The organism is Lacticaseibacillus songhuajiangensis, assembly GCF_003946025.1.
GTDB lineage: Bacteria > Bacillota > Bacilli > Lactobacillales > Lactobacillaceae > Lacticaseibacillus > Lacticaseibacillus songhuajiangensis.
Genome location: NZ_RHNR01000032.1, coordinates 1 through 17,871 on the forward strand (window position 1 = coordinate 1; position 17,871 = coordinate 17,871).

Genomic DNA, 17,871 nt, shown 5'->3' on the forward strand with positions numbered 1-17,871 from the left:
TACACCGCAGATTATCTCAGGAGCGCGGATTTGACGCCGGGTTTGCGGCAAATCTGCCAGCGAAAGACGGCGAAGCCAGTCGACCTCGCGCTTTAGCGCGTAGTGAGACGGACACCGTAGGGCCGCCTGGAGCGGTCCCGCCCGACGTAGTTCTCCGGAGCGCAGCCCAAGCGCACTCACGCCGGAGTTGCCGACTTCACCGCCTAGCGGCGGTTTGAAAACGCCGCAGAGGCCCAGTGCGACTCCGTCGCTAAAAGACTTACGCTGACGGACATCGTGAGCTTTTATGACGGTGAAACAAAATTTTGTCGTTTAAGGCTAGTTTGCCCGTAGAAAGTGTGTATAATTACTAAGTATAGAAAGCTTGTGCTTCCGGACTCCCACTGGAGGGGCAGCTGAATGTTTCACAAAGATTGGCCTGTCTCCCACAGGTCAATTTTTTATTTTAGGAGGAAATAACCTTGGAATTTGCATCCTATTCTGAAGCATTAACACACATTCACGCCTTGCCGCGCCTTAAGCGCAGCAACACGCGCGCTGAGTTACGCGCTGTGCTTGCTCACTTGGGACATCCTGAACGCCACGGGCACTTTGTCCACGTGACGGGAACCAACGGCAAGGGGTCAACAAGTAACGCTATCGCCCACATTTTGCAGACGGCTGGTTGCACCGTGGGTTTGTTCACGTCACCGTTCATCATGCGGTTTAATGAACGCATCCAGGTGGATGGCCGGCCCGTGAGCGACGAAACCATTCGCGTTGCGGCGGGGCGGGTGCAGACCGCCATTGATGAGTTGCGCCAGCAGGACTCCGAGTTTGCGCTCAAGGAGTTCGAATTCATCACCAGCATGTGCTTCCTGATTTTTGTTGATCAGGGCGTAGATGTTGGGGTGATTGAAGTGGGCATTGGGGGCACGCATGACTCCACGAACGTCATCATGCCAGAGGTGAGCGTCTTAACGAACGTGGCACTTGACCATACCGAGATTCTGGGGGATACCGTCGGCAAAATTGCGCACGAAAAGGCCGGAATCATCAAAGAAGGCGTCGCCGCAGTCATCGGGAAGTTGCCAGCCGAAGCGCGTGCTGAAGTGCTTACCCGCGTTGAGGCAGTCGGTGCTGCTAGCCTGGATGAATTTGACCAGGACTTCAGTGCGAGCGGCACGCCGGATGCGCGCAGTTTCACTGAGCACTTGCAGTATCGTGATGCGGATGGCAAACTGAGCGGACTGGAGTTTCCACTTATTGGCAGTTACCAGGCGCAAAATGCGGCCGTCGCGATTCGGGCAAGCAAGTTGCTTGCCCAGCGTTTGCAGTTGCCGCTGACCAACGCGGACATCAAACGCGGCCTCGCCGCTGCCAGCTGGCCGGTGCGGATGGAGCGGATCAGTACTGAGCCACTGATTGTGCTGGACGGGGCGCACAATCCGAATGGCGTAGCGGCCGCGCTCAGCACCTTGCGGCGAATGCAACCGGAAGCAGTGACACTGATTGTCGGCATTTTGGCTGATAAAGCACTCAGTAAAATGATTGGGCAACTCGCTGATTTTGGCGCGCAGGTGATTTTGGTGCCTGTACCGAACAATCCCCGTGCAGCTACGGTGGACGATTACCGTGCGGCCGGCGCCACGGATTGGCCAGTCATGGACTGGCATGAGGCTCTGGCATACACCCTTCACGAGAATCCAGACAACATGATTGTCATCCTGGGCTCACTTTATTTGGCTTCAGCCGTGCGCCAGGAATTGCTCGGTAACGAGTAAGCTTTTTTCGGTAAAAAACACCCTCCTTTGCGGAATTAAACAGTAAAGGAGGGTGTTTTTGATGAGCGAATACAAAGGCGAATTAAAATGGGAAGTGCAAACCGCAACGGCTAGTGATGAGCAGCTGGTGGGGGAGTTGTTGGGCGCTGCTGGACTTGAATCACCGATGGCGGTGCAAAGTATCTTGCACCACTACCCGCACCTCGAGGGTCTTAGCTTAAGTCCGGATCACAACTTAGAAACCTTAGTTGGTGTTGGCCCCGCGCGAGAACGTTTGGTGCAGGCTGCACTGGCCTTTGCCAGTCGGGCATTGCACCAGCAAACTGTGCCGCACGGGCAAATTTACAGTTCGGAGCAGCTTGGTGAGATTCTGGTGGACCGCTTTGCTGGTATTCGGCAGGAACAGATGCTGGTGTTTTTTCTGGATATTAAGAATCAGATTCTCTGCGAAGAAATGGTTTCCAGTGGCACGATTGAAGCCAGCATGACCGATCAGCGCGTCATTTTGCGACGAGCACTGGTGCTTGGCGCCAGCCGCTTTGTCATTTGCCACAACCATCCGAGTGGGGACGTGCACCCCAGCAGTCAGGATGAGGACGTGACAGAACGCATCCGGATGAGTGGTCAAATGATGGGCATTGAGCTTGTGGACCACGTGGTGGTGGGCGGTGATGACTACCTGTCGTTTCGCGAGGAGGGCCTTCTCTAATTCAATGCAAAATGCAAGAGTGGTCTGCCTCAAAAATGTTTAGTTTTCAGTAAACAATCCGCACGCCTGGCTCAAAAATATCGGCTTTAACAGAAGCTTTAATAGCTAGTGGCCCTAGCCTGCGCACAAGGGGGGCGCTTTATGATATACTCACAAATGAATGAAAAATGTACTGACCGATAAGGAGAGAACAGCTTGTTTGGATTAGGCGCAAAAAACATCGGAATTGACCTGGGGACAGCAAATACCCTGGTTTATGTTGAAGGCAAGGGCATCGTTCTGCGTGAACCTTCAGTTGTCGCAAAGAATACCCAGACGGGCGAAATTGTGGCAGTTGGGGCAGAGGCCCGGGATATGATTGGTCGGACACCCGTTAGCATGACGGCGATTCGGCCCATGAAGGACGGCGTGATTGCGGATTACGATACCACCGCGGCCATGCTCAAGTACTTCATGGAAAAGGCACTGGGCAACAACAGCCACCCTTACGTGATGGTTTGTGTCCCAAGTGGTGTCACTGAAGTCGAAAAGCGGGCCGTCATTGACGCTGCCAAGGTAGCGGGCGCACGCGATGCGTACGTCATCGAAGAGCCATACGCAGCGGCCATTGGTGCTGGTTTGCCCGTAATGGATCCGACCGGGAGCATGGTTGTTGATATTGGTGGTGGGACTACTGATGTTGCAACAATCTCTCTGGGCGGGATTGTTTCCAGCCGGTCTATCCGGATGGCGGGAGACAAGATTGACGAAGCCATCATGAACTTCATTCGGCAGAACTACAACCTGCTGATTGGGGAACGGACGGCCGAAGAAATCAAAATGGCCATCGGCTCTGCTTCCATCGAAGAAGCCAAACAGCTTGACGGCATGACCGTTCGCGGGCGTGACCTTTTGTCCGGCTTACCACACACGGTCGACATTAAGGCGACCGATGTGGCAACCGCGATGAGTGAAATCGTCGGGGCAATTATTGATGCCATTAAGGAAACGCTGGAAGAAACCTCTCCAGAAATCGCGGCTGACGTGATTGACCACGGAATTGTGCTGACCGGTGGTGGGGCAATGCTCAAGAGCCTGTCCGACGTGATTAGCGACGCAACGAAGGTGCCAGTATTTATTGCCCAGGACCCACTTGATTGCGTGGCAATCGGGACTGGCGAATCACTGAAGAACATTGACGTGATGAAGAAGCACTAAAACGGGGCGGTCGGGACGGTTGTTCCGGCCCTTTGTTTTTTTGTGGTGAGGCTGTGCTGAATCGCGAACAGTCTGTGGTTTGTGCGACTCACGGGTCGGACGAATTGGAATTGTTGTGCAATCGGCACGCGACTACGGCGTTGCGCTTAGGCGCCGCCATTTGTCAAAACCCTCGAGGGAGGAAATCATGCAAAAATTTTTCTCAAACAAGCGTCTAATTGTCCTGATGGTGGCATTGCTCGTCTGTGTGGGGCTTGTTTCAGTTTCGGTGGTGGTGCGTGATAAGAAGAGCACCCCACCAGTTGTGCAGCAAATCGGGAACGATGCGGTGGGCATTGTCGCCACGGTCACGGATGCACCCGCTAACGCCATTAATAATGGACTCGATGACATTGCCAACTTGATGAACACCTATTCTGAGAACGAACGCCTGAAGAGCCAGGTGGACAGTTTGGCCCAGACCAAGGTGCGCAACCAGACCTTGCAGCGGGAGAACAAGCAGCTCAAAAAAGAGTTGAAGCTCAACGCAACCTTGACCAATTATGATACCGTGACGGCGGCGGTGAAGTCGCGTTCCGCAACTGACTGGCGCAACATGATCATTTTGGATAAGGGCTCGGTTTCGGGTCTCAAGAAGAACATGCCTGTAATGTCCGACAAGGGGATTATTGGCCGCATTGTTGAGGTTAACCAAACCAATTCTAAGGTTGAACTCATCTCTACCGACAACAACGCCGCTAACCGCTTTGCGGCGCAGCTTGTTGCCCACGGAAAGACGGTTAATGGTGTCATTAGTGGTTACAAGACTGCCAGTGGCGAACTCGTCATGGGCCAGATGTCCACCGACGTGACGGTACCGAAGGGAACCATGGTTTACACTTCTGGGCTTGGTGGACGCACGCCAAAGGGCCTGCTCATTGGAACAGTGACCAGTGTCAAGAAGGACGACTACGGTTTGGCCAACACGGTTTACCTGAAGCCGGCCGGCAACTTGAATGATGTTTCCGTCGTGAGCGTTATTCGGCGGACGATTGGGGGTTAATGACTTGAGCAAGGTTAACGAAAAACCATTCACTCGTCATTGGCTCGCCTTCGTTGTCCTGCTCCTCGCGCTCTGTCTAGACGGCTCCTTGAGTCACGTTTTGGGGCAGTGGACAATGATGCCAATGAACACGGGGGTGCCGCAACTCACTTTACTTGCCTTCGTGCTGATTGGTGTCTTTGTTCCGCGCGAATCTTGGCTGCTGGGTTGGAGCGTGTTGTTCGGTCTAATCTATGACTCGTACTACACCGGCATTCTTGGTGTGCACGCCTTTATCTTTCCCGCCTTGGTGTACTTAATGCTAATGATTCGACCATACATCCCGCGGACCTGGCCATTTGTGCTCGCACTCTACGTGATTCTGCTCACAGTCAGCGGCGTGATGAACTATGTTTTCGCTATTTTCATCAACGAGACAACCATTGACGTGCTGCAGATGGTTGCCCAGCATTTGGGCCCGTCATTCGAGATCAACCTGATTTTGTTTGCAATTCTGTACTACCCTTGCTCGCGATTACTGGTAAAATTAAGTACAGATTAAACTGACTGGGGTGGAAAAATGGACGCAGTTATCTTAAAAGGTAGAGCAGACGGCTTCGAGTTGTCTCTGGACGCGGCGGCCGCGTTCACGGACGTGTGCACGCGGCTGGAGGCTTTACTAAGCCATCTGTACAAGGACACGCCTAGCGGCAATGTCAACTTCGTCATTGAAACTGGTCACCGCTTGCTGACACAGGAGCAGCGAGGGGCGATTGAGGCGATTTTTGCCGAATACCCGCGCTTTGCAGTCCGTTTGCTCCATAGCGATGTCGTGGATGCGGACACGGTTGCGCTGCGCGTGGCCAAAGCCCGCACGACTTTCGCAGGCGGCATTATCCGCTCTGGCCAGACTCTGGCAGTGCCCGGGGACCTTGTGTTCACCGGCGTACTGCACAAGGGTGGCGCTATTCGCGCCGGGGGCTCTGTGTTTGTCATGGGCAACGCGGAGGGCGTCGTGCACGCCGGTTACCCGCAAAATGCGTACGCGGTTGCGGCGGGACACCTTGCCAAACTGACGCAGGTGCGCATTGCAGACGCGGTGGAAATCGTGGCGGATGAGGATTACGGGGATGATTCACTGTGTTACATGAGTGATGAACACCTACTTGTCCACACAACAATTGATCAGCTGCAGGCCGTGCGCCCGCAGATTTTTGAACGGATGGAGGAGTCATAATGGGAACTTCCTTAGTTGTGACCTCAGGTAAAGGTGGCGTTGGTAAGACCACTTCGAGTGCCAACATTGGGACGGCGCTTGCGCTTGCTGGCAAACGTGTCGTACTGCTGGATTTGGACATTGGCTTGCGTAATCTGGACGCGGTGCTCGGACTGTCGAACCGGATTATCTATGATATTGTCGATGTTGCCAACGGCCGGGCCCGTTTGCACCAGGCACTCATCAAGGACAAGCGCTTTGATGATTTACTCTACTTACTGCCGGCACCGCAAAACGCGGATAAGGATGCACTGAATCCTGAACAGGTCGCGCAGATTGTGGCGGAGCTTAAACCAGATTTTGATTTTGTCATTCTGGATTCGCCCGCTGGGATCGAACAAGGTTTTCGGAATGCGGTTGCTGGTGCTGATGGTGCCATCGTGATTACGACACCGGAAATCTCAGCGGTTAGTGACGCTGACCGCGTGGTGGGGCTCATTGAGCAAAAGCCAATGTCACTCAAGCCGCAACTCATTATCAACCGTATTCGGCCGCACATGCTGGCTGATGGCTCATCAATGGACATCGACGAAATCACCAAGCATCTCGGCATCGATCTGCTGGGGATTATCACCGATGACGATCAAGTCATTGCCAGTTCCAACAGTGGGGAGACCATTGTAATGGATCCGGATAACGCGGCCAGCCGTGGTTACCGCGATGTGGCCCGCCGCTTGCTCGGCGAGACGGTTCCGCTTGAACAGATTACCGTGCAAAAGCGCGGTTTCTGGGCACGCTTGTTCCATCGCGACTAAACAAGAACGAGGTGATTCTGCAGTGAAGTGCAGTGTCACCTTTTTTTCCGGTTACCGCATTCTGCAGATGGTGCCGCTTTCTAAATCATAATCTTTTTGATAATTGTTGACACGCATCCTGAACTGGGGTAGATTAGTCACAACATCAAAAATCGTTGATCGGAAACGAAACTGAAACCAAACACACAGAGAATCTGCGGGGCTGAGAAGCAGGTGGTTCGGACGGTTTCCCACATCCGTGAGCGGGGCGTTGAATTAAGTAGGTGCCCCCGGGTTGGCCCGTTACAGCCCTACTTGCATAACAAGTAGTTGAGGTCTGTGAAGTAATTTACAGACGTACAAGAGGTGGCACCGCGGGTCGCTCCGCCCTCTTACGACAGTTGTCGTAGGAGGGCTTTTTTTGTACTCATGAACGTTTTGCAAGTAGCTGAGACTATCTGTGTGAACAGATAGTGAGCAAGAGGTGGAACCACGCATGTGCGTCCTCTGCAGCCCGTTGGGCTTGCAGGGGGCGCTTTTTGATTACGATGATGGCAATTATAAATGCAGAGATATTCTGGGAGGTACGACAATGAATTACATTATGGAGATTTTGCCCGCACTGTTTAGCGGCGCGTGGACAACGATTTGGGTATTTGCACTGACGCTAATTATTTCGATTCCACTGGGTGTGGTGCTCTCTTTGGGACTGAGCACCACCGCGAAGAATCCACTTGCTTTGCTGATTCGCTGGTTGCTCAACATTTACACCTGGGTCTTTCGCGGCACACCACTGCTGCTGCAACTCATTTTCGTCTTTTACGGGTTGCCAACTATCGGCGTTGTGTTCGATCGTGGTTCCGCCGTTATCTTCGCCTTTGTCCTCAACTACGCCGCGTACTTCGCAGAAATTTTCCGCGGCGGTTTCCAGGCCGTCAGCAAGGAACAGTTCGAAGCCGCAACGGTGCTGAACTTGACGCGCTGGCAGACGCTGCGCTACGTCATCATCCCGCAGGTTGTGAAGATTGTGCTCCCTAGTATCGGGAACGAAGTCATCAACCTGGTCAAGGACAGTTCACTGGTTTACGTCATTGGGCTGGGCGACCTGCTGCGGGCGGGGAACATCGCCACGGCACGCGACGTGACGCTGGTACCGCTGGTTCTGGTTGGGATTATCTACCTGCTGATGACTTTTGTGCTGACAATGGTGCAGAAGCAGATGGAAAAGAAGTTCGCGTTTTACCGCTAGGAGGTAGTCAACATGTTGGAATTGAAGGGTATTAGTAAAGCGTTCAACGGTCGCCAGATTCTCAGCAATCTTGACCTGACTGTCACCGATGGTAAGACACTGGCCATCGTTGGTCCGTCTGGGGTTGGTAAAACCACCTTGCTGCGGATTATCGCCGGTTTGGAAAATGCCGATCAGGGCAGCATGATTTGGAACGGCGCGAGTGTGACGCCAGAAGAACTGCGCAAGCAGGGCGTTCTCGGGGTTGTGTTCCAAAACTTTGGTCTTTTCCCGCAGTACACTGTGCAGCGGAACATCACGCTCGCACCAACGCTATCTGGCACCAGCCAAGCGGAGGCCGACAAAAAGGCCGGTGAACTGCTGGACCAGCTGCAGCTGAGTGAGCAGGCAAATGCGTATCCGGGAACACTGTCCGGTGGGCAAAAGCAGCGGGTCGCTATCGCCCGCGCACTGGCGCTCAACCCGCAGGTTTTGCTCTACGACGAGCCAACCAGCGCGCTGGATCCTGCGCTCCGGGACAACGTGGCGGGGATGCTCAACCAGTTCAAGCAAGACGGGATGACGCAGGTTGTCGTGACTCACGATATGGACTTTGCCGCGGCCGTTGCCGATACTGTGTTCACGATGCCTAATGGGAAGAAGGAGTAGTCGATGCGAATTTTGCGAAAAATTAGTCTGCTCCTCGCCGTCGTGGTTGGTGCTTTTGCCATGACCGCCTGCGCGCGGACCAGCAAGAGCAACTCGTGGCCGCGCATTGAGCAGCAGAAAAAAGTGGTCATTGGGCTTGATGATTCCTTCGTGCCGATGGGTTTTCGTGCGAAGTCAGGCAAGCTTGTGGGCTACGATATCGACCTTGCGAAGGCAGTCTTCAAGTTATACGGTATCAAGTGCAGTTTTCAGACCATCGACTGGTCAATGAAGGAAACTGAATTACGTAACCAAACGATTGACCTCATTTGGAACGGTTACTCGGTGACGCCTGATCGGGAAAAGCAAGTGCTCTTTTCCGACGACTACCTGGAGAATCACCAGGTACTTGTTAGCAAGCGGGCCGCCAACATCAAGTCCTTTGCCGACATGAAGGGCAAGACCCTTGGTGCACAATCTGGTTCGAGTGGCGCTGCCGACATTGATGCCCAGCCGGCAAAATTGAAGAATATCATTGAGAAGAAACAGCCAGTGCTTTATGATACGTTTAACGATGCATTTATCGATTTGAACGCTGGCCGGATTCAGGGCCTCGTGATTGATGAAGTCTACGCGCGCTATTACGTTGCCCACCAGCAGGATCCGCAGTCCTTCCGCATTACGGACGGGTCGTTCCCGGCTGAATCCTTTGCCATTGGAATGCGCAAGTCGGATACCGAACTCGACAGCAAGATTAACAGTGGACTCAAGACTTTGAAGAAAAACGGTCAGTTGGCCAAAATTCAAAAGAAGTGGTTCGGAACCACTGAACAATAGGATTAGGAAAGGCGAGCAGTCATGATTCAGTTGATAGTAATACTCATTCTGCTTTTGAACACGGTCTTCGCGTTTTGGACCGTGTTTAAGAACACCAGGGATATTGCGAGCAGCTGGGCATGGCTGCTCGTTTTGCTTGTCCCCATCATTGGGACTGCCGTCTATTTTGTCATTGGTCGGCCGATTGCGGGAGGCCGCTTGCGCTCTGAACCCGCCGTTTATAATGCGCAGCGCGTGGCACTGGCAGAAAAGCAGATTAAGGCGGTACCCCTCAGTTCGACTCGCATGTTGCAACGCACGCTGCTGAAATCCACGGCGTCGCTTGTAACTCGTGATAATCAGTTGCGCCTCTATACTGATCTGGATGTGTTCACTGAACGGCTGTTTCATGATCTCAGGCATGCACAGTCAGCAATTATGGTTGAGGCCTACAGCATCGAGCCGGACGCGAGTGGCAATGAATTCCTCCGCATTCTGACCGAACGCGCGCAAAATGGGGTGCGCGTCGACGTCTTGTACGATGCATTTGGGTCGCGGCGTCTGCCGCACCATTTCTGGCAGCCGCTACGTGCCGCCGGCGGTTTAGTAGAGGCGTTCGGCTCCGGTCAGTGGGGATGGATTAACCCGCGGGTCAACTTTCGGAATCACCGCAAAATTGTGATCATCGATGCGCACAAAGCCTATACGGGTGGCTTCAACTTAGGCCGCCAGAAGAATCGCCCGCGCTTAGCTGGTGATTTGCACCTGCGTGTCCGCGGCGGCGGCGTCTGGGAACTAATGAGCATTTTTGTGCGCGATTGGAACCGCACCGCGCGTACACAGACACTGGCGACCTTGCCGCCACGAACGCCGCAACAGGGTACGGGTAGTACGGTGCAGTTTTTGCCGAGTCGTCCGCACACACAGCTCAGCGACCTATCACTTGCCTATCAGCGCCTGATTGCGGCGGCTAATGATTACGTTTATATTCAGAGCCCATATTTTATCCCGGATACGAGTTTGCTCGATGCGCTGGCACTGGCAATTGGGCGCGGGGTGGACGTGCGCGTCATGATTCCCCGTCAAAGCGACAAACGCTTGCTGACACGCGCCAGTTTGTTCTACTTGGAGCAGTTGGCGCTGCTTGGTGCGCGTGTTTTTACCTATGAAGGTGGGTTTCTGCGCAGTAAGACCTTGATTAGTGAAGAGGTAGTGGCACTGGGCACCGCCAACTTTGACCCGCGCAGCTTTGATTTGAATTACGAAGTCACCAGTTTTGTTTACGATTTGCGCTTTAGTAGCCAGTTAACCGACGTTTTCCTGGACAATCAGGCTGCTGCAAAGGAACTTACCCGCCAGTATTTCCAAAATGTCACTTCGGGGCAGCGCTTGCGCAGCGAGTTGGCCCGCTTAATTGCGCCAATTTTGTAGGTGCCGGAAGCGGCATCATTTTGGTTGACAAGCTGAGACGGACTGCATATGATGATCAAGTACCACTACTAAAGTAAATAAACCACCACAAGGGGGAGCCATTGGCTGAGAGTGGGGAAACCCAGACCCTTCGAACCTGTTCGTTAGCACGAGCGTAGGAATTGTGGAAGCCGTAATTACGGTCTCTTTGTGCTGGTTTAAGGTCAAGGAGGCCGTTTTGTTATGCAAAATCACAGGTTGTTAGTTTTAGTTGAAGGCGCCATCATCGTGGCGTTTGCTGAGGCGCTCAATTACATTCCGCACACGGTGGGGGTTTCCGCAATTGAACTGCAGTTTGGCTTGATTCCACTCGGCGTATACGCACTGCGAAGAGGCTTCGGCCCTGGACTGGCCGCTGGATTGGTGTGGGGATTGATTGATATGTTTCTGCGCGGCATTCCGGGTGGCAGTGTCCTGAACGCGCTGCAGGGCATTCTTGAATACCCCATTGCGTTCACTCTGGTTGGCTTAGCAGGGCTGTGCAGCGCATCCTTCCAGCGTGCACAGCATGATGGTAAGTCCGCGCGGGCGTACTTACTGATGTTTGTCGGCATTGTGTTTGCGGGTGTTGGTAAGTACTTCTGCCATTTCGTTGCTGGGGTAATCTACTGGGGTAGTTACGCACCAAAGGGACAGTCCCCAGTTTTGTACTCGCTGATTATTAACGGTGGTTCCGCCGTGGCGTCGATTGTTTTCGCCGTCGCTGTGCTGTCGGTTCTGTTGCGTGTCTCGCCAAAATTGTTCACGGCAACCGCTTAACGCTGTCCCTCAGCGTAAGTGTGAATACCATCCGCAAGGATGGCTTCTGTGAAAATCGACCAAAGGTCGGGCCTGGGGTGGATTAGCTTCGCGAACAGGGACTCCGTTAGCGGGGACCGTTTCAGCCGGCTTTGCCGTCTTCCACTGGGGACTTTGACGCAAAACCGGCGTCAAAGTCCCGCTCCCGAGAAAAAAGGCCGTGTACACCCGACTAAGTTCATGTCGGGCATACACGGCCATTTTTCTTGTCGCTAACTCCGTCCCTGTTCGCTACGCCAATCCACCCCAGGCCCTAAGTGCATTCACAACACGATCGTGGTGGTATTTTCAACGTTACGTTGAGGAATCAACATAATGTTCCTGCAAGTCTCGTGCTGGTGAAACTAAAGAAACATCTCGCTCGTAGCCTTAGTTTGAGCGCCACTCTGTAACGTGTCGGCCGCGCAGTCCTCAATTGTGGAACCCAAGTGCACACTCACCAGAGTTGCCGACCCCACCGCCTAGCGACGGTACGAAAACAGCTTAAAGCGCAAGGCACACCCTCGCGGGCGCGAACTTAAGCTGACAGACAGTAAAAAAATAGGCCAACTTATCGTTGGCCTGAGAACAGGTTTAATTGAACATAGGGGAGAGGATACCAATGACTGCGCTCAGCACAGTGACGATGAGCATGACCCAAACGAACACCTGCAAGATTTTGGCGAGGGTACTTTTTTCTTTTTTCATGGGAACATCAATCCTTTGTAGTATTTACTGTCCTAGTCTACCCGTTTCCTAATATCTTGGCAATTTTTCTCGCAAGTCTTCTCAACGATTCATCATCAAGGTAAACTAGAGCTTGAGGTGAAACAAGTGCACACATTCGCAACGGTTCTTCCGCCTATCTACTTGGTGGCGTCAATCATCATTTTATATTTCACGCGCGGTCGCCGGTGGGGGCAAATCCCACTTTTGTTGCTTGGCGTGATTAACTTTGCCGCTATTTGGCTACTCGTGGGGGGAACCAACCCAGATTATTTCTTCGGGTGCCTGACGGCAACGGCTGCGATTGGCTTGGTGTGGATTGGGATTACTGTACTGCGCGTTTATGATTTACTGATTGGCCGCTTTTTCCGCCAATTTGGACTGATAATTGCGTTCACGAGTAGCTTCTGGTGGTTAAATCTATTAATTACACATTTGGGATGACGCCCCACTGAAAAATCGAACATACATTCGGCCGTGAACCTTGAGTTCACGGCTTTTTTTGCGTTTTCGGAACAAGCGAAATTTTTCATTTTGGTAACAAAGTGTTAATAGGGGGGAATTCGTGGTGAGAAGTGGGGGGATGTGGTAGAATTAGCCTTATGAAAGGGGTGCCGGCGCATGTTCATGGGCGAATATCATCACAATCTTGATGCCAAGGGCCGCCTGATTGTTCCGGCCAAGTTCCGTGAACAACTCGGGGCCAGTTTTGTACTGACTCGCGGGATGGACGGCTGCCTGTTTGGGTACCCCGAAGCGGAGTGGCAGAAGCTGCAGGAAAAAGTTGCACAGCTGCCACTTACCAAGAAGGACGCGCGGACCTTCGTGCGTTTCCTCTACTCCGCCGCAACCGAGTGTGAATTGGACCGGCAGGGACGCATTAACGTTCCCAAGCCGCTCATGCAGCACGCGGAATTGAGCAAGGCTTGTGTTTTGGTTGGTGTTTCGAACCGGATTGAAATTTGGGGCGAGGATCGCTGGAACAGCTTTGCTGAAGGCGCCGAAGAAAACTTCGACGAAATCTCTGAAAATCTTATGGACTTTGGGTTGTAATTATGGAATTTAAACATGAAACCGTGCTTCTGCACACCGCAGCAAAAGAGCTGAATGTTAAACCTGACGGCGTTTACGTCGACGCCACGCTCGGCCGGGCCGGCCACTCCCGCTTGATTCTGAGCAAGTTGACCACTGGTGACTTGTATTCCTTTGATCAGGACGCTGACGCGATTGCGGCAGTTGAGCGCCAGTTTGCCGAAATGCCGGCGAACTTTCATCTGATTCATGACAACTTCCGCAATCTGGATAGTGCGCTCGCAGAACGCGGCGTCACGCAGGTTGATGGCGTCTTGTATGACTTGGGTGTTTCCAGCCCGCAATTCGATGATTCGCATCGCGGCTTTTCCTACCGCTTCGACGCACCGCTCGATATGCGGATGGATCAGAGCCAGGAGCTGACCGCCCGGACCATTGTGAATGAGTGGTCGTTCAACGAATTGCTGCGCATCTTCAATCGTTACGGTGAGGAGAAATTCGCCAAGCCCATTGCGCGCCAGATTGAACGTGCGCGGAGCGAAAAGCCAATCGAAACGACTTTTGAACTCGTGGAGCTCATCAAGGCCGGCATTCCTGCCCGTGCGCGGCGCACAGGTGGGCATCCGGCCAAGAAGGTCTTCCAGGCGCTGCGCATCGCGGTGAACGATGAGTTGGGGGCACTAGAAGATTCCCTCACCCAAGCAATCAAGTTGATTCGTCCGGGCGGCCGCGTGGCCGTCATCACCTTCCAGTCCTTAGAGGACCGCTTGGTCAAGGTAATGTTTCGGGACGCGGCGGCACTGCCTGAAGTGCCACGTGGCTTACCCGTGTTACCGCAAGATATGCATAGCGACTATACCGTTATTACTCGAAAGCCTATTTTACCGAGTGATGAAGAGATTGAAACCAATCACCGTGCGCACAGCGCCAAGTTGCGTGTGATTGAAAGAAATACCGCGGAGGCAGAACTATGATGATGGACAATGCAGCACGTGTTACTCAAACCGAAATCCCAGCCAGCAAACCCCAGACGCAGTCGCACCCCAAGGCGGCGCCTGTACATAAAACGCGCGTGCGTTTCTCACCACTTGAGAAGCTACTTTCCTGTACGATTGGGCTAGTTGTACTTGGCTTTGCTGTGGCAACAGTCTTTGCACAGGTGAGCGTCATCCAGACCGAACACAGCTTCCACGACACGCAGGTGCACATCACGAAGGTGAACACCGGAATTGCGAACTTCCAGCAGGCAGTTAGCGAATTGACTGACTCCTCACGACTCAGCGCTTTTGCCAAGGCTCACGGCCTCACGGTAATCGAGGGAAGCGTGAAGCAGGCGGTTAAATGAAGTCCAAGAAAAATAGTCGCGCCACAAAATCAAGCTTAAGAAAGAACCGGCAAGTTTTCGGCGTCATCATGATTGCATTGTCGGCTTTTCTTCTGCTTCTTTTTGTTTCCCGATTTGTCTCACTGTCCATGGGTCAAGCCGACGATCACAACCTCAAGAAAAGCCGCATCATGCAGGTAACGCACACCTCGGTGCTTCAGGCAAAACGTGGCGAGATTGTGGACGCAGACGGCACGGTTATCGCTGAATCTGGGAATACTTACAAAGTCTACGCGTTGCTCAAATCGCAGTACAAAGGGGACAAGCGCAAGAAGATTCAGGATAAACAAAAAACAGCGGACGTGCTCTCCCGGTACCTGAATCTTTCCAGTGCGGCGGTTTTAGCAAAACTGAACCCGGCGAATAAACAGACCACCCAGGTGGAGTTTGGCACGGCGGGAGCCAGTTTGTCGCTCGACACGAAGCAACGCATTCAAGCCGAAAAGATTCCGGGACTTTATTTCGAGGAATCTAGCACGCGGCTTTATCCGAACGGTATTTTCTCCTCCCACGTGATTGGGCTAGTGGCCAGCAAGAAGAACGAGCAAACGGGTATCAGCGTTATTCGTGGCCGGATGGGTCTGGAACGTGAATTCAACTCCGTTCTGGAAGGTAAGAACGGCTCGACCACGGCAGAAACTGATGGCTTTGGCTACCAGCTGGTAGGTGGTAAGACCAAGAAGACACCTGCTCGCAATGGGGGCACGGTCTACACGACCATTAACACCAACTTGCAATCGTACCTGGAAACACTGATGGATTCACTGCAGAGTAAGTACGCCCCGAAGGAACTTACGGCGACGGTCATGAACGCCAAGACTGGTGCGATTCTGGCAACCAGCGAGCGGCCGACTTTTGACCCCGTGAGTGGGACGGGCTTGTCCAAATGGAGTAGTGATCTTTACCAGGATGTTTACGAACCCGGGTCCATCATGAAAATCATGACGCTGGCGGCGTCCATCGATAGTGGCACCTACAAGCCGAACGAATATTACCAATCCGGACACGTCAAAATCGGCGGCGGGACCATTTATGATTGGCAGAAATCAGGTTGGGGTTCCATTCCGCTGAGCCAGGCCTTCCCGCGTAGTAGTAACACCGGGATGGTGCAGATTGAGCAGAACATGGGGGCCAGAACCTGGCGCAGTTACCTAAAGAAATTTGGTTTCGGCACCAAGACGGGCATTACGCTGCCGGACGAGTCGACTGGGAATATTTCCTTTAATGGTAAATTGAATCAGGTTAGCACCGCATTCGGGCAAGCGATTAACGTGACGCAGGTACAGATGCTGCGGGCCATGACGGCCATTGCCAACAATGGGGTGATGGTGCAGCCGCGTGTTGTCAGCAAGGTTGTTTCCCGAACTGGTCAGGTGACGAACTACGGCACGAAGTCTTACGGCCGTGTCATTAGTCAAAGCGCCGCCGAGGGTGTGCGCGCTGCGATGAAGCAGGTCGTGAACGCCACGTATGGGACCGGTAATATTTACAAAATTAAGGGCGTCGATCTCGGGGTGAAAACCGGGACGGCGCAGGTGGCCGGCACTCACGGTTACCTGAGCGGCACGAACAACTACACCTTCAGTGTGGCGGGGATGTTCCCGCTGAGTAAACCGAAGTACATCGTGTACCTGACAATGCGGCAGCCGCAAAAGATGACGACAGACGACCAGACGATGCTCAACTCCATCTTCACGCCGCTCGTGAAACGCACCATCGCGCTGACGGGGAGTACGGCAACGCCGGGCAAAACCAGCACGATGCCAAACGTCACCGGGCAAACCCTGACGAGCGCTGAAAAAACGCTGAAGGATTACGGCCAAAAGGTGGCGGTTGTCGGCAGTGGTAACAAGGTTGTGCAACAGCTACCAGCAGCTGGTCAGGAATTACTTTCGGGCAGTCGCAGCATTATTTTGACCAATGGCGCGATGACGATGCCATCTGTAATTGGTTGGGGTAAATCTGATGTGTTAAAATTGGCGCAGATTACCGGCGTGTCCTTTACACTCAAAGGTGAAGGTTTCGCTAGTGCGCAGAGTTTAAAAGCGGGGTCCTTGATGAGCACGAATGGTGGTACAATCAAGTTTTCCGGACAATAGAAATTGAGGTTTAGATTAATGCAGCTTGCACAGATGTTAATACCGGTCGCGTCGGCTTTCGTCGTCACCGTCATGATCCTGCCACTCTTCATCGGCTACATGCGGATGAAGAAGGAAGGCCAGATGATTCGCGAAGAAGGCCCAAAGTGGCACGAAAAAAAGAGTGGGACCCCCACCATGGGCGGACTCGTCTTCATTTTGGCCATTGTCATTTCCGTGCTCTGGGTTGGTGCCTGGCAGCACCAATTAGGCATGGTGATTTACATTGCCCTCTTCATCTTCCTGCTTTATGCTCTGCTCGGTTTTATCGACGACTTCGTGAAGGTGTCAATGAAGCGGAACCTGGGGTTGCGGGCCTGGCAGAAACTGCTCGGACAGCTACTCGGGGCAGCGGTCTTCCTGATTGTCTTCTTCCGTGAAGGGTTCAAGCCGACTTTGTACCTGCCATTTATCGGCAACATCAACAGTGCGTGGTTCTACGCGCTGTTTGCAGCTGTTTGGTTGGTCGGCTTCAGCAACGCGGTGAACCTGACGGATGGCTTGGACGGTTTGGTTGCTGGCCAGGGGACGGTGGCGTTTGGCACCTACGCCATTATCGCTGCCCACATGGGCCGCACCGACGTCCTGATTATTTGTTTGAGTGTCATTGGCGGTTTGCTCGGTTTCTTGTTGTACAACCACAAGCCCGCCAAAATTTTCATGGGGGATGTTGGCAGTCTTGCGCTCGGCGGCTTGCTGGCGGCGGTAGCCCTGATGCTACATCGCGAATGGTCCTTGCTGCTCATTGGGATTATCTTCGTTTGCGAAACCGCTAGTGTGATGCTGCAGGTGACCTCATTTAAGCTCACCGGCAAGCGAATCTTTAAGATGTCGCCAATTCACCACCACTTTGAAATGTGTGGCTGGAGTGAATGGAAGATTGACATCACCTTCTGGATTGTCGGCGCGCTGGCTTCGGCACTCTACCTAGTAGTTTTTCTATAAAAGCAAT

Annotated in this window: 19 protein-coding genes and 1 riboswitch; of the genes, 18 read left to right on the forward strand and 1 reads right to left on the reverse strand. The window is 53.1% G+C overall.

Features of this window, described 5'->3' with window-relative positions:
• Positions 1–461: 461 nt before the first annotated feature.
• The 12 genes from EKM97_RS08310 (at position 462) to thiT (ending at position 11,621) form a co-directional block, all read left to right on the forward strand.
• Positions 462–1,763 carry a bifunctional folylpolyglutamate synthase/dihydrofolate synthase gene (locus tag EKM97_RS08310; protein ID WP_164507492.1) on the forward strand — a complete coding sequence of 434 codons (1,302 nt, stop codon included), beginning with the start codon at positions 462–464 and terminating at the stop codon, positions 1,761–1,763.
• Between the two features lie 61 nt (positions 1,764–1,824).
• Entirely contained in the window at positions 1,825–2,472 is a 648-nt protein-coding gene (locus EKM97_RS08315; protein WP_125571939.1) for a JAB domain-containing protein, read from the forward strand.
• A gap of 195 nt (positions 2,473–2,667) precedes the next feature.
• Positions 2,668–3,669 (forward strand): rod shape-determining protein, encoded by a 1,002-nt coding sequence (locus EKM97_RS08320; RefSeq protein ID WP_125571940.1) that lies wholly within the window; start codon positions 2,668–2,670, stop codon positions 3,667–3,669.
• 187 nt (positions 3,670–3,856) lie between these two features.
• Positions 3,857–4,711: a rod shape-determining protein MreC gene (gene mreC, locus EKM97_RS08325; RefSeq protein ID WP_125571941.1), complete on the forward strand. Its 855-nt coding sequence runs from the start codon at positions 3,857–3,859 to the stop codon at positions 4,709–4,711.
• 4 nt (positions 4,712–4,715) lie between these two features.
• Entirely contained in the window at positions 4,716–5,252 is a 537-nt protein-coding gene (gene mreD / locus EKM97_RS08330) for a rod shape-determining protein MreD (RefSeq protein ID WP_164507493.1), read from the forward strand.
• Between the two features lie 18 nt (positions 5,253–5,270).
• On the forward strand, positions 5,271–5,927 hold the full coding sequence (locus tag EKM97_RS08335) for a septum site-determining protein MinC (RefSeq protein ID WP_125571943.1): 657 nt from the start codon (positions 5,271–5,273) through the stop codon (positions 5,925–5,927).
• Positions 5,927–6,721, forward strand: a complete 795-nt coding sequence (gene minD, locus EKM97_RS08340; RefSeq protein ID WP_125571944.1) for a septum site-determining protein MinD — start codon at positions 5,927–5,929, stop codon at positions 6,719–6,721. Before EKM97_RS08335 ends, minD begins: the two co-directional genes overlap by 1 nt.
• A gap of 571 nt (positions 6,722–7,292) precedes the next feature.
• Positions 7,293–7,949, forward strand: coding sequence for an amino acid ABC transporter permease (locus tag EKM97_RS08345; RefSeq protein ID WP_125571945.1), 657 nt, complete (start codon positions 7,293–7,295; stop codon positions 7,947–7,949).
• A gap of 12 nt (positions 7,950–7,961) precedes the next feature.
• A complete protein-coding gene (locus tag EKM97_RS08350) occupies positions 7,962–8,597 on the forward strand; it encodes an amino acid ABC transporter ATP-binding protein (RefSeq protein ID WP_125571946.1) in 636 nt (211 codons plus the stop codon).
• A 3-nt stretch (positions 8,598–8,600) separates the two neighbouring features.
• Positions 8,601–9,413: an amino acid ABC transporter substrate-binding protein gene (locus EKM97_RS08355; protein WP_125571947.1), complete on the forward strand. Its 813-nt coding sequence runs from the start codon at positions 8,601–8,603 to the stop codon at positions 9,411–9,413.
• A 21-nt stretch (positions 9,414–9,434) separates the two neighbouring features.
• Positions 9,435–10,823 carry a cardiolipin synthase gene (gene cls / locus EKM97_RS08360; RefSeq protein WP_125571948.1) on the forward strand — a complete coding sequence of 463 codons (1,389 nt, stop codon included), beginning with the start codon at positions 9,435–9,437 and terminating at the stop codon, positions 10,821–10,823.
• Between the two features lie 81 nt (positions 10,824–10,904).
• A riboswitch (TPP riboswitch) is annotated at positions 10,905–11,001 on the forward strand.
• A 44-nt stretch (positions 11,002–11,045) separates the two neighbouring features.
• The gene (thiT, locus tag EKM97_RS08365; RefSeq protein WP_125571949.1) at positions 11,046–11,621 is read left to right on the forward strand and encodes an energy-coupled thiamine transporter ThiT; all 576 of its coding nucleotides are present in this window, start codon (positions 11,046–11,048) and stop codon (positions 11,619–11,621) included.
• Between the two features lie 612 nt (positions 11,622–12,233).
• Here thiT and EKM97_RS08370 read toward each other — a convergent pair.
• Entirely contained in the window at positions 12,234–12,347 is a 114-nt protein-coding gene (locus tag EKM97_RS08370) for a DUF4044 domain-containing protein (protein WP_125571950.1), read from the reverse strand.
• Between the two features lie 117 nt (positions 12,348–12,464).
• Between EKM97_RS08370 and EKM97_RS08375 the strand changes: the two genes are divergently transcribed.
• From EKM97_RS08375 to mraY, 6 genes are all read left to right on the forward strand, one after another.
• Positions 12,465–12,809 (forward strand): hypothetical protein, encoded by a 345-nt coding sequence (locus EKM97_RS08375; RefSeq protein ID WP_125571951.1) that lies wholly within the window; start codon positions 12,465–12,467, stop codon positions 12,807–12,809.
• Between the two features lie 177 nt (positions 12,810–12,986).
• Positions 12,987–13,418 carry a division/cell wall cluster transcriptional repressor MraZ gene (mraZ, locus tag EKM97_RS08380; protein ID WP_125571952.1) on the forward strand — a complete coding sequence of 144 codons (432 nt, stop codon included), beginning with the start codon at positions 12,987–12,989 and terminating at the stop codon, positions 13,416–13,418.
• Positions 13,418–14,371, forward strand: a complete 954-nt coding sequence (gene rsmH / locus EKM97_RS08385) for a 16S rRNA (cytosine(1402)-N(4))-methyltransferase RsmH (RefSeq protein WP_125571953.1) — start codon at positions 13,418–13,420, stop codon at positions 14,369–14,371. Before mraZ ends, rsmH begins: the two co-directional genes overlap by 1 nt.
• Positions 14,368–14,742 carry a cell division protein FtsL gene (gene ftsL2 / locus EKM97_RS08390; RefSeq protein ID WP_125571954.1) on the forward strand — a complete coding sequence of 125 codons (375 nt, stop codon included), beginning with the start codon at positions 14,368–14,370 and terminating at the stop codon, positions 14,740–14,742. Before rsmH ends, ftsL2 begins: the two co-directional genes overlap by 4 nt.
• A complete protein-coding gene (locus tag EKM97_RS08395) occupies positions 14,739–16,880 on the forward strand; it encodes a penicillin-binding transpeptidase domain-containing protein (RefSeq protein ID WP_125571955.1) in 2,142 nt (713 codons plus the stop codon). Before ftsL2 ends, EKM97_RS08395 begins: the two co-directional genes overlap by 4 nt.
• 18 nt (positions 16,881–16,898) lie before the next feature.
• Positions 16,899–17,864: a phospho-N-acetylmuramoyl-pentapeptide-transferase gene (gene mraY, locus EKM97_RS08400; protein WP_125571956.1), complete on the forward strand. Its 966-nt coding sequence runs from the start codon at positions 16,899–16,901 to the stop codon at positions 17,862–17,864.
• Positions 17,865–17,871: the final 7 nt, after the last annotated feature.

Excerpts from the sequence above, each read along its gene's own strand:
- EKM97_RS08370 (WP_125571950.1), bottom strand. The coding sequence starts at position 12,347 with ATGAAAAAAGAAAAAAGTACCCTCGCCAAAATCTTGCAGGTGTTCGTT.
- EKM97_RS08350 (WP_125571946.1), top strand. The coding sequence starts at position 7,962 with ATGTTGGAATTGAAGGGTATTAGTAAAGCGTTCAACGGTCGCCAGATT.
- minD (WP_125571944.1), top strand. The coding sequence starts at position 5,927 with ATGGGAACTTCCTTAGTTGTGACCTCAGGTAAAGGTGGCGTTGGTAAG.
- mraY (WP_125571956.1), top strand. The coding sequence starts at position 16,899 with ATGCAGCTTGCACAGATGTTAATACCGGTCGCGTCGGCTTTCGTCGTC.
- EKM97_RS08335 (WP_125571943.1), top strand. The coding sequence starts at position 5,271 with ATGGACGCAGTTATCTTAAAAGGTAGAGCAGACGGCTTCGAGTTGTCT.
- EKM97_RS08395 (WP_125571955.1), top strand. The coding sequence starts at position 14,739 with ATGAAGTCCAAGAAAAATAGTCGCGCCACAAAATCAAGCTTAAGAAAG.
- cls (WP_125571948.1), top strand. The coding sequence starts at position 9,435 with ATGATTCAGTTGATAGTAATACTCATTCTGCTTTTGAACACGGTCTTC.
- thiT (WP_125571949.1), top strand. The coding sequence starts at position 11,046 with ATGCAAAATCACAGGTTGTTAGTTTTAGTTGAAGGCGCCATCATCGTG.
- mreC (WP_125571941.1), top strand. The coding sequence starts at position 3,857 with ATGCAAAAATTTTTCTCAAACAAGCGTCTAATTGTCCTGATGGTGGCA.
- EKM97_RS08345 (WP_125571945.1), top strand. The coding sequence starts at position 7,293 with ATGAATTACATTATGGAGATTTTGCCCGCACTGTTTAGCGGCGCGTGG.
- EKM97_RS08315 (WP_125571939.1), top strand. The coding sequence starts at position 1,825 with ATGAGCGAATACAAAGGCGAATTAAAATGGGAAGTGCAAACCGCAACG.
- ftsL2 (WP_125571954.1), top strand. The coding sequence starts at position 14,368 with ATGATGATGGACAATGCAGCACGTGTTACTCAAACCGAAATCCCAGCC.
- EKM97_RS08355 (WP_125571947.1), top strand. The coding sequence starts at position 8,601 with ATGCGAATTTTGCGAAAAATTAGTCTGCTCCTCGCCGTCGTGGTTGGT.
- mraZ (WP_125571952.1), top strand. The coding sequence starts at position 12,987 with ATGTTCATGGGCGAATATCATCACAATCTTGATGCCAAGGGCCGCCTG.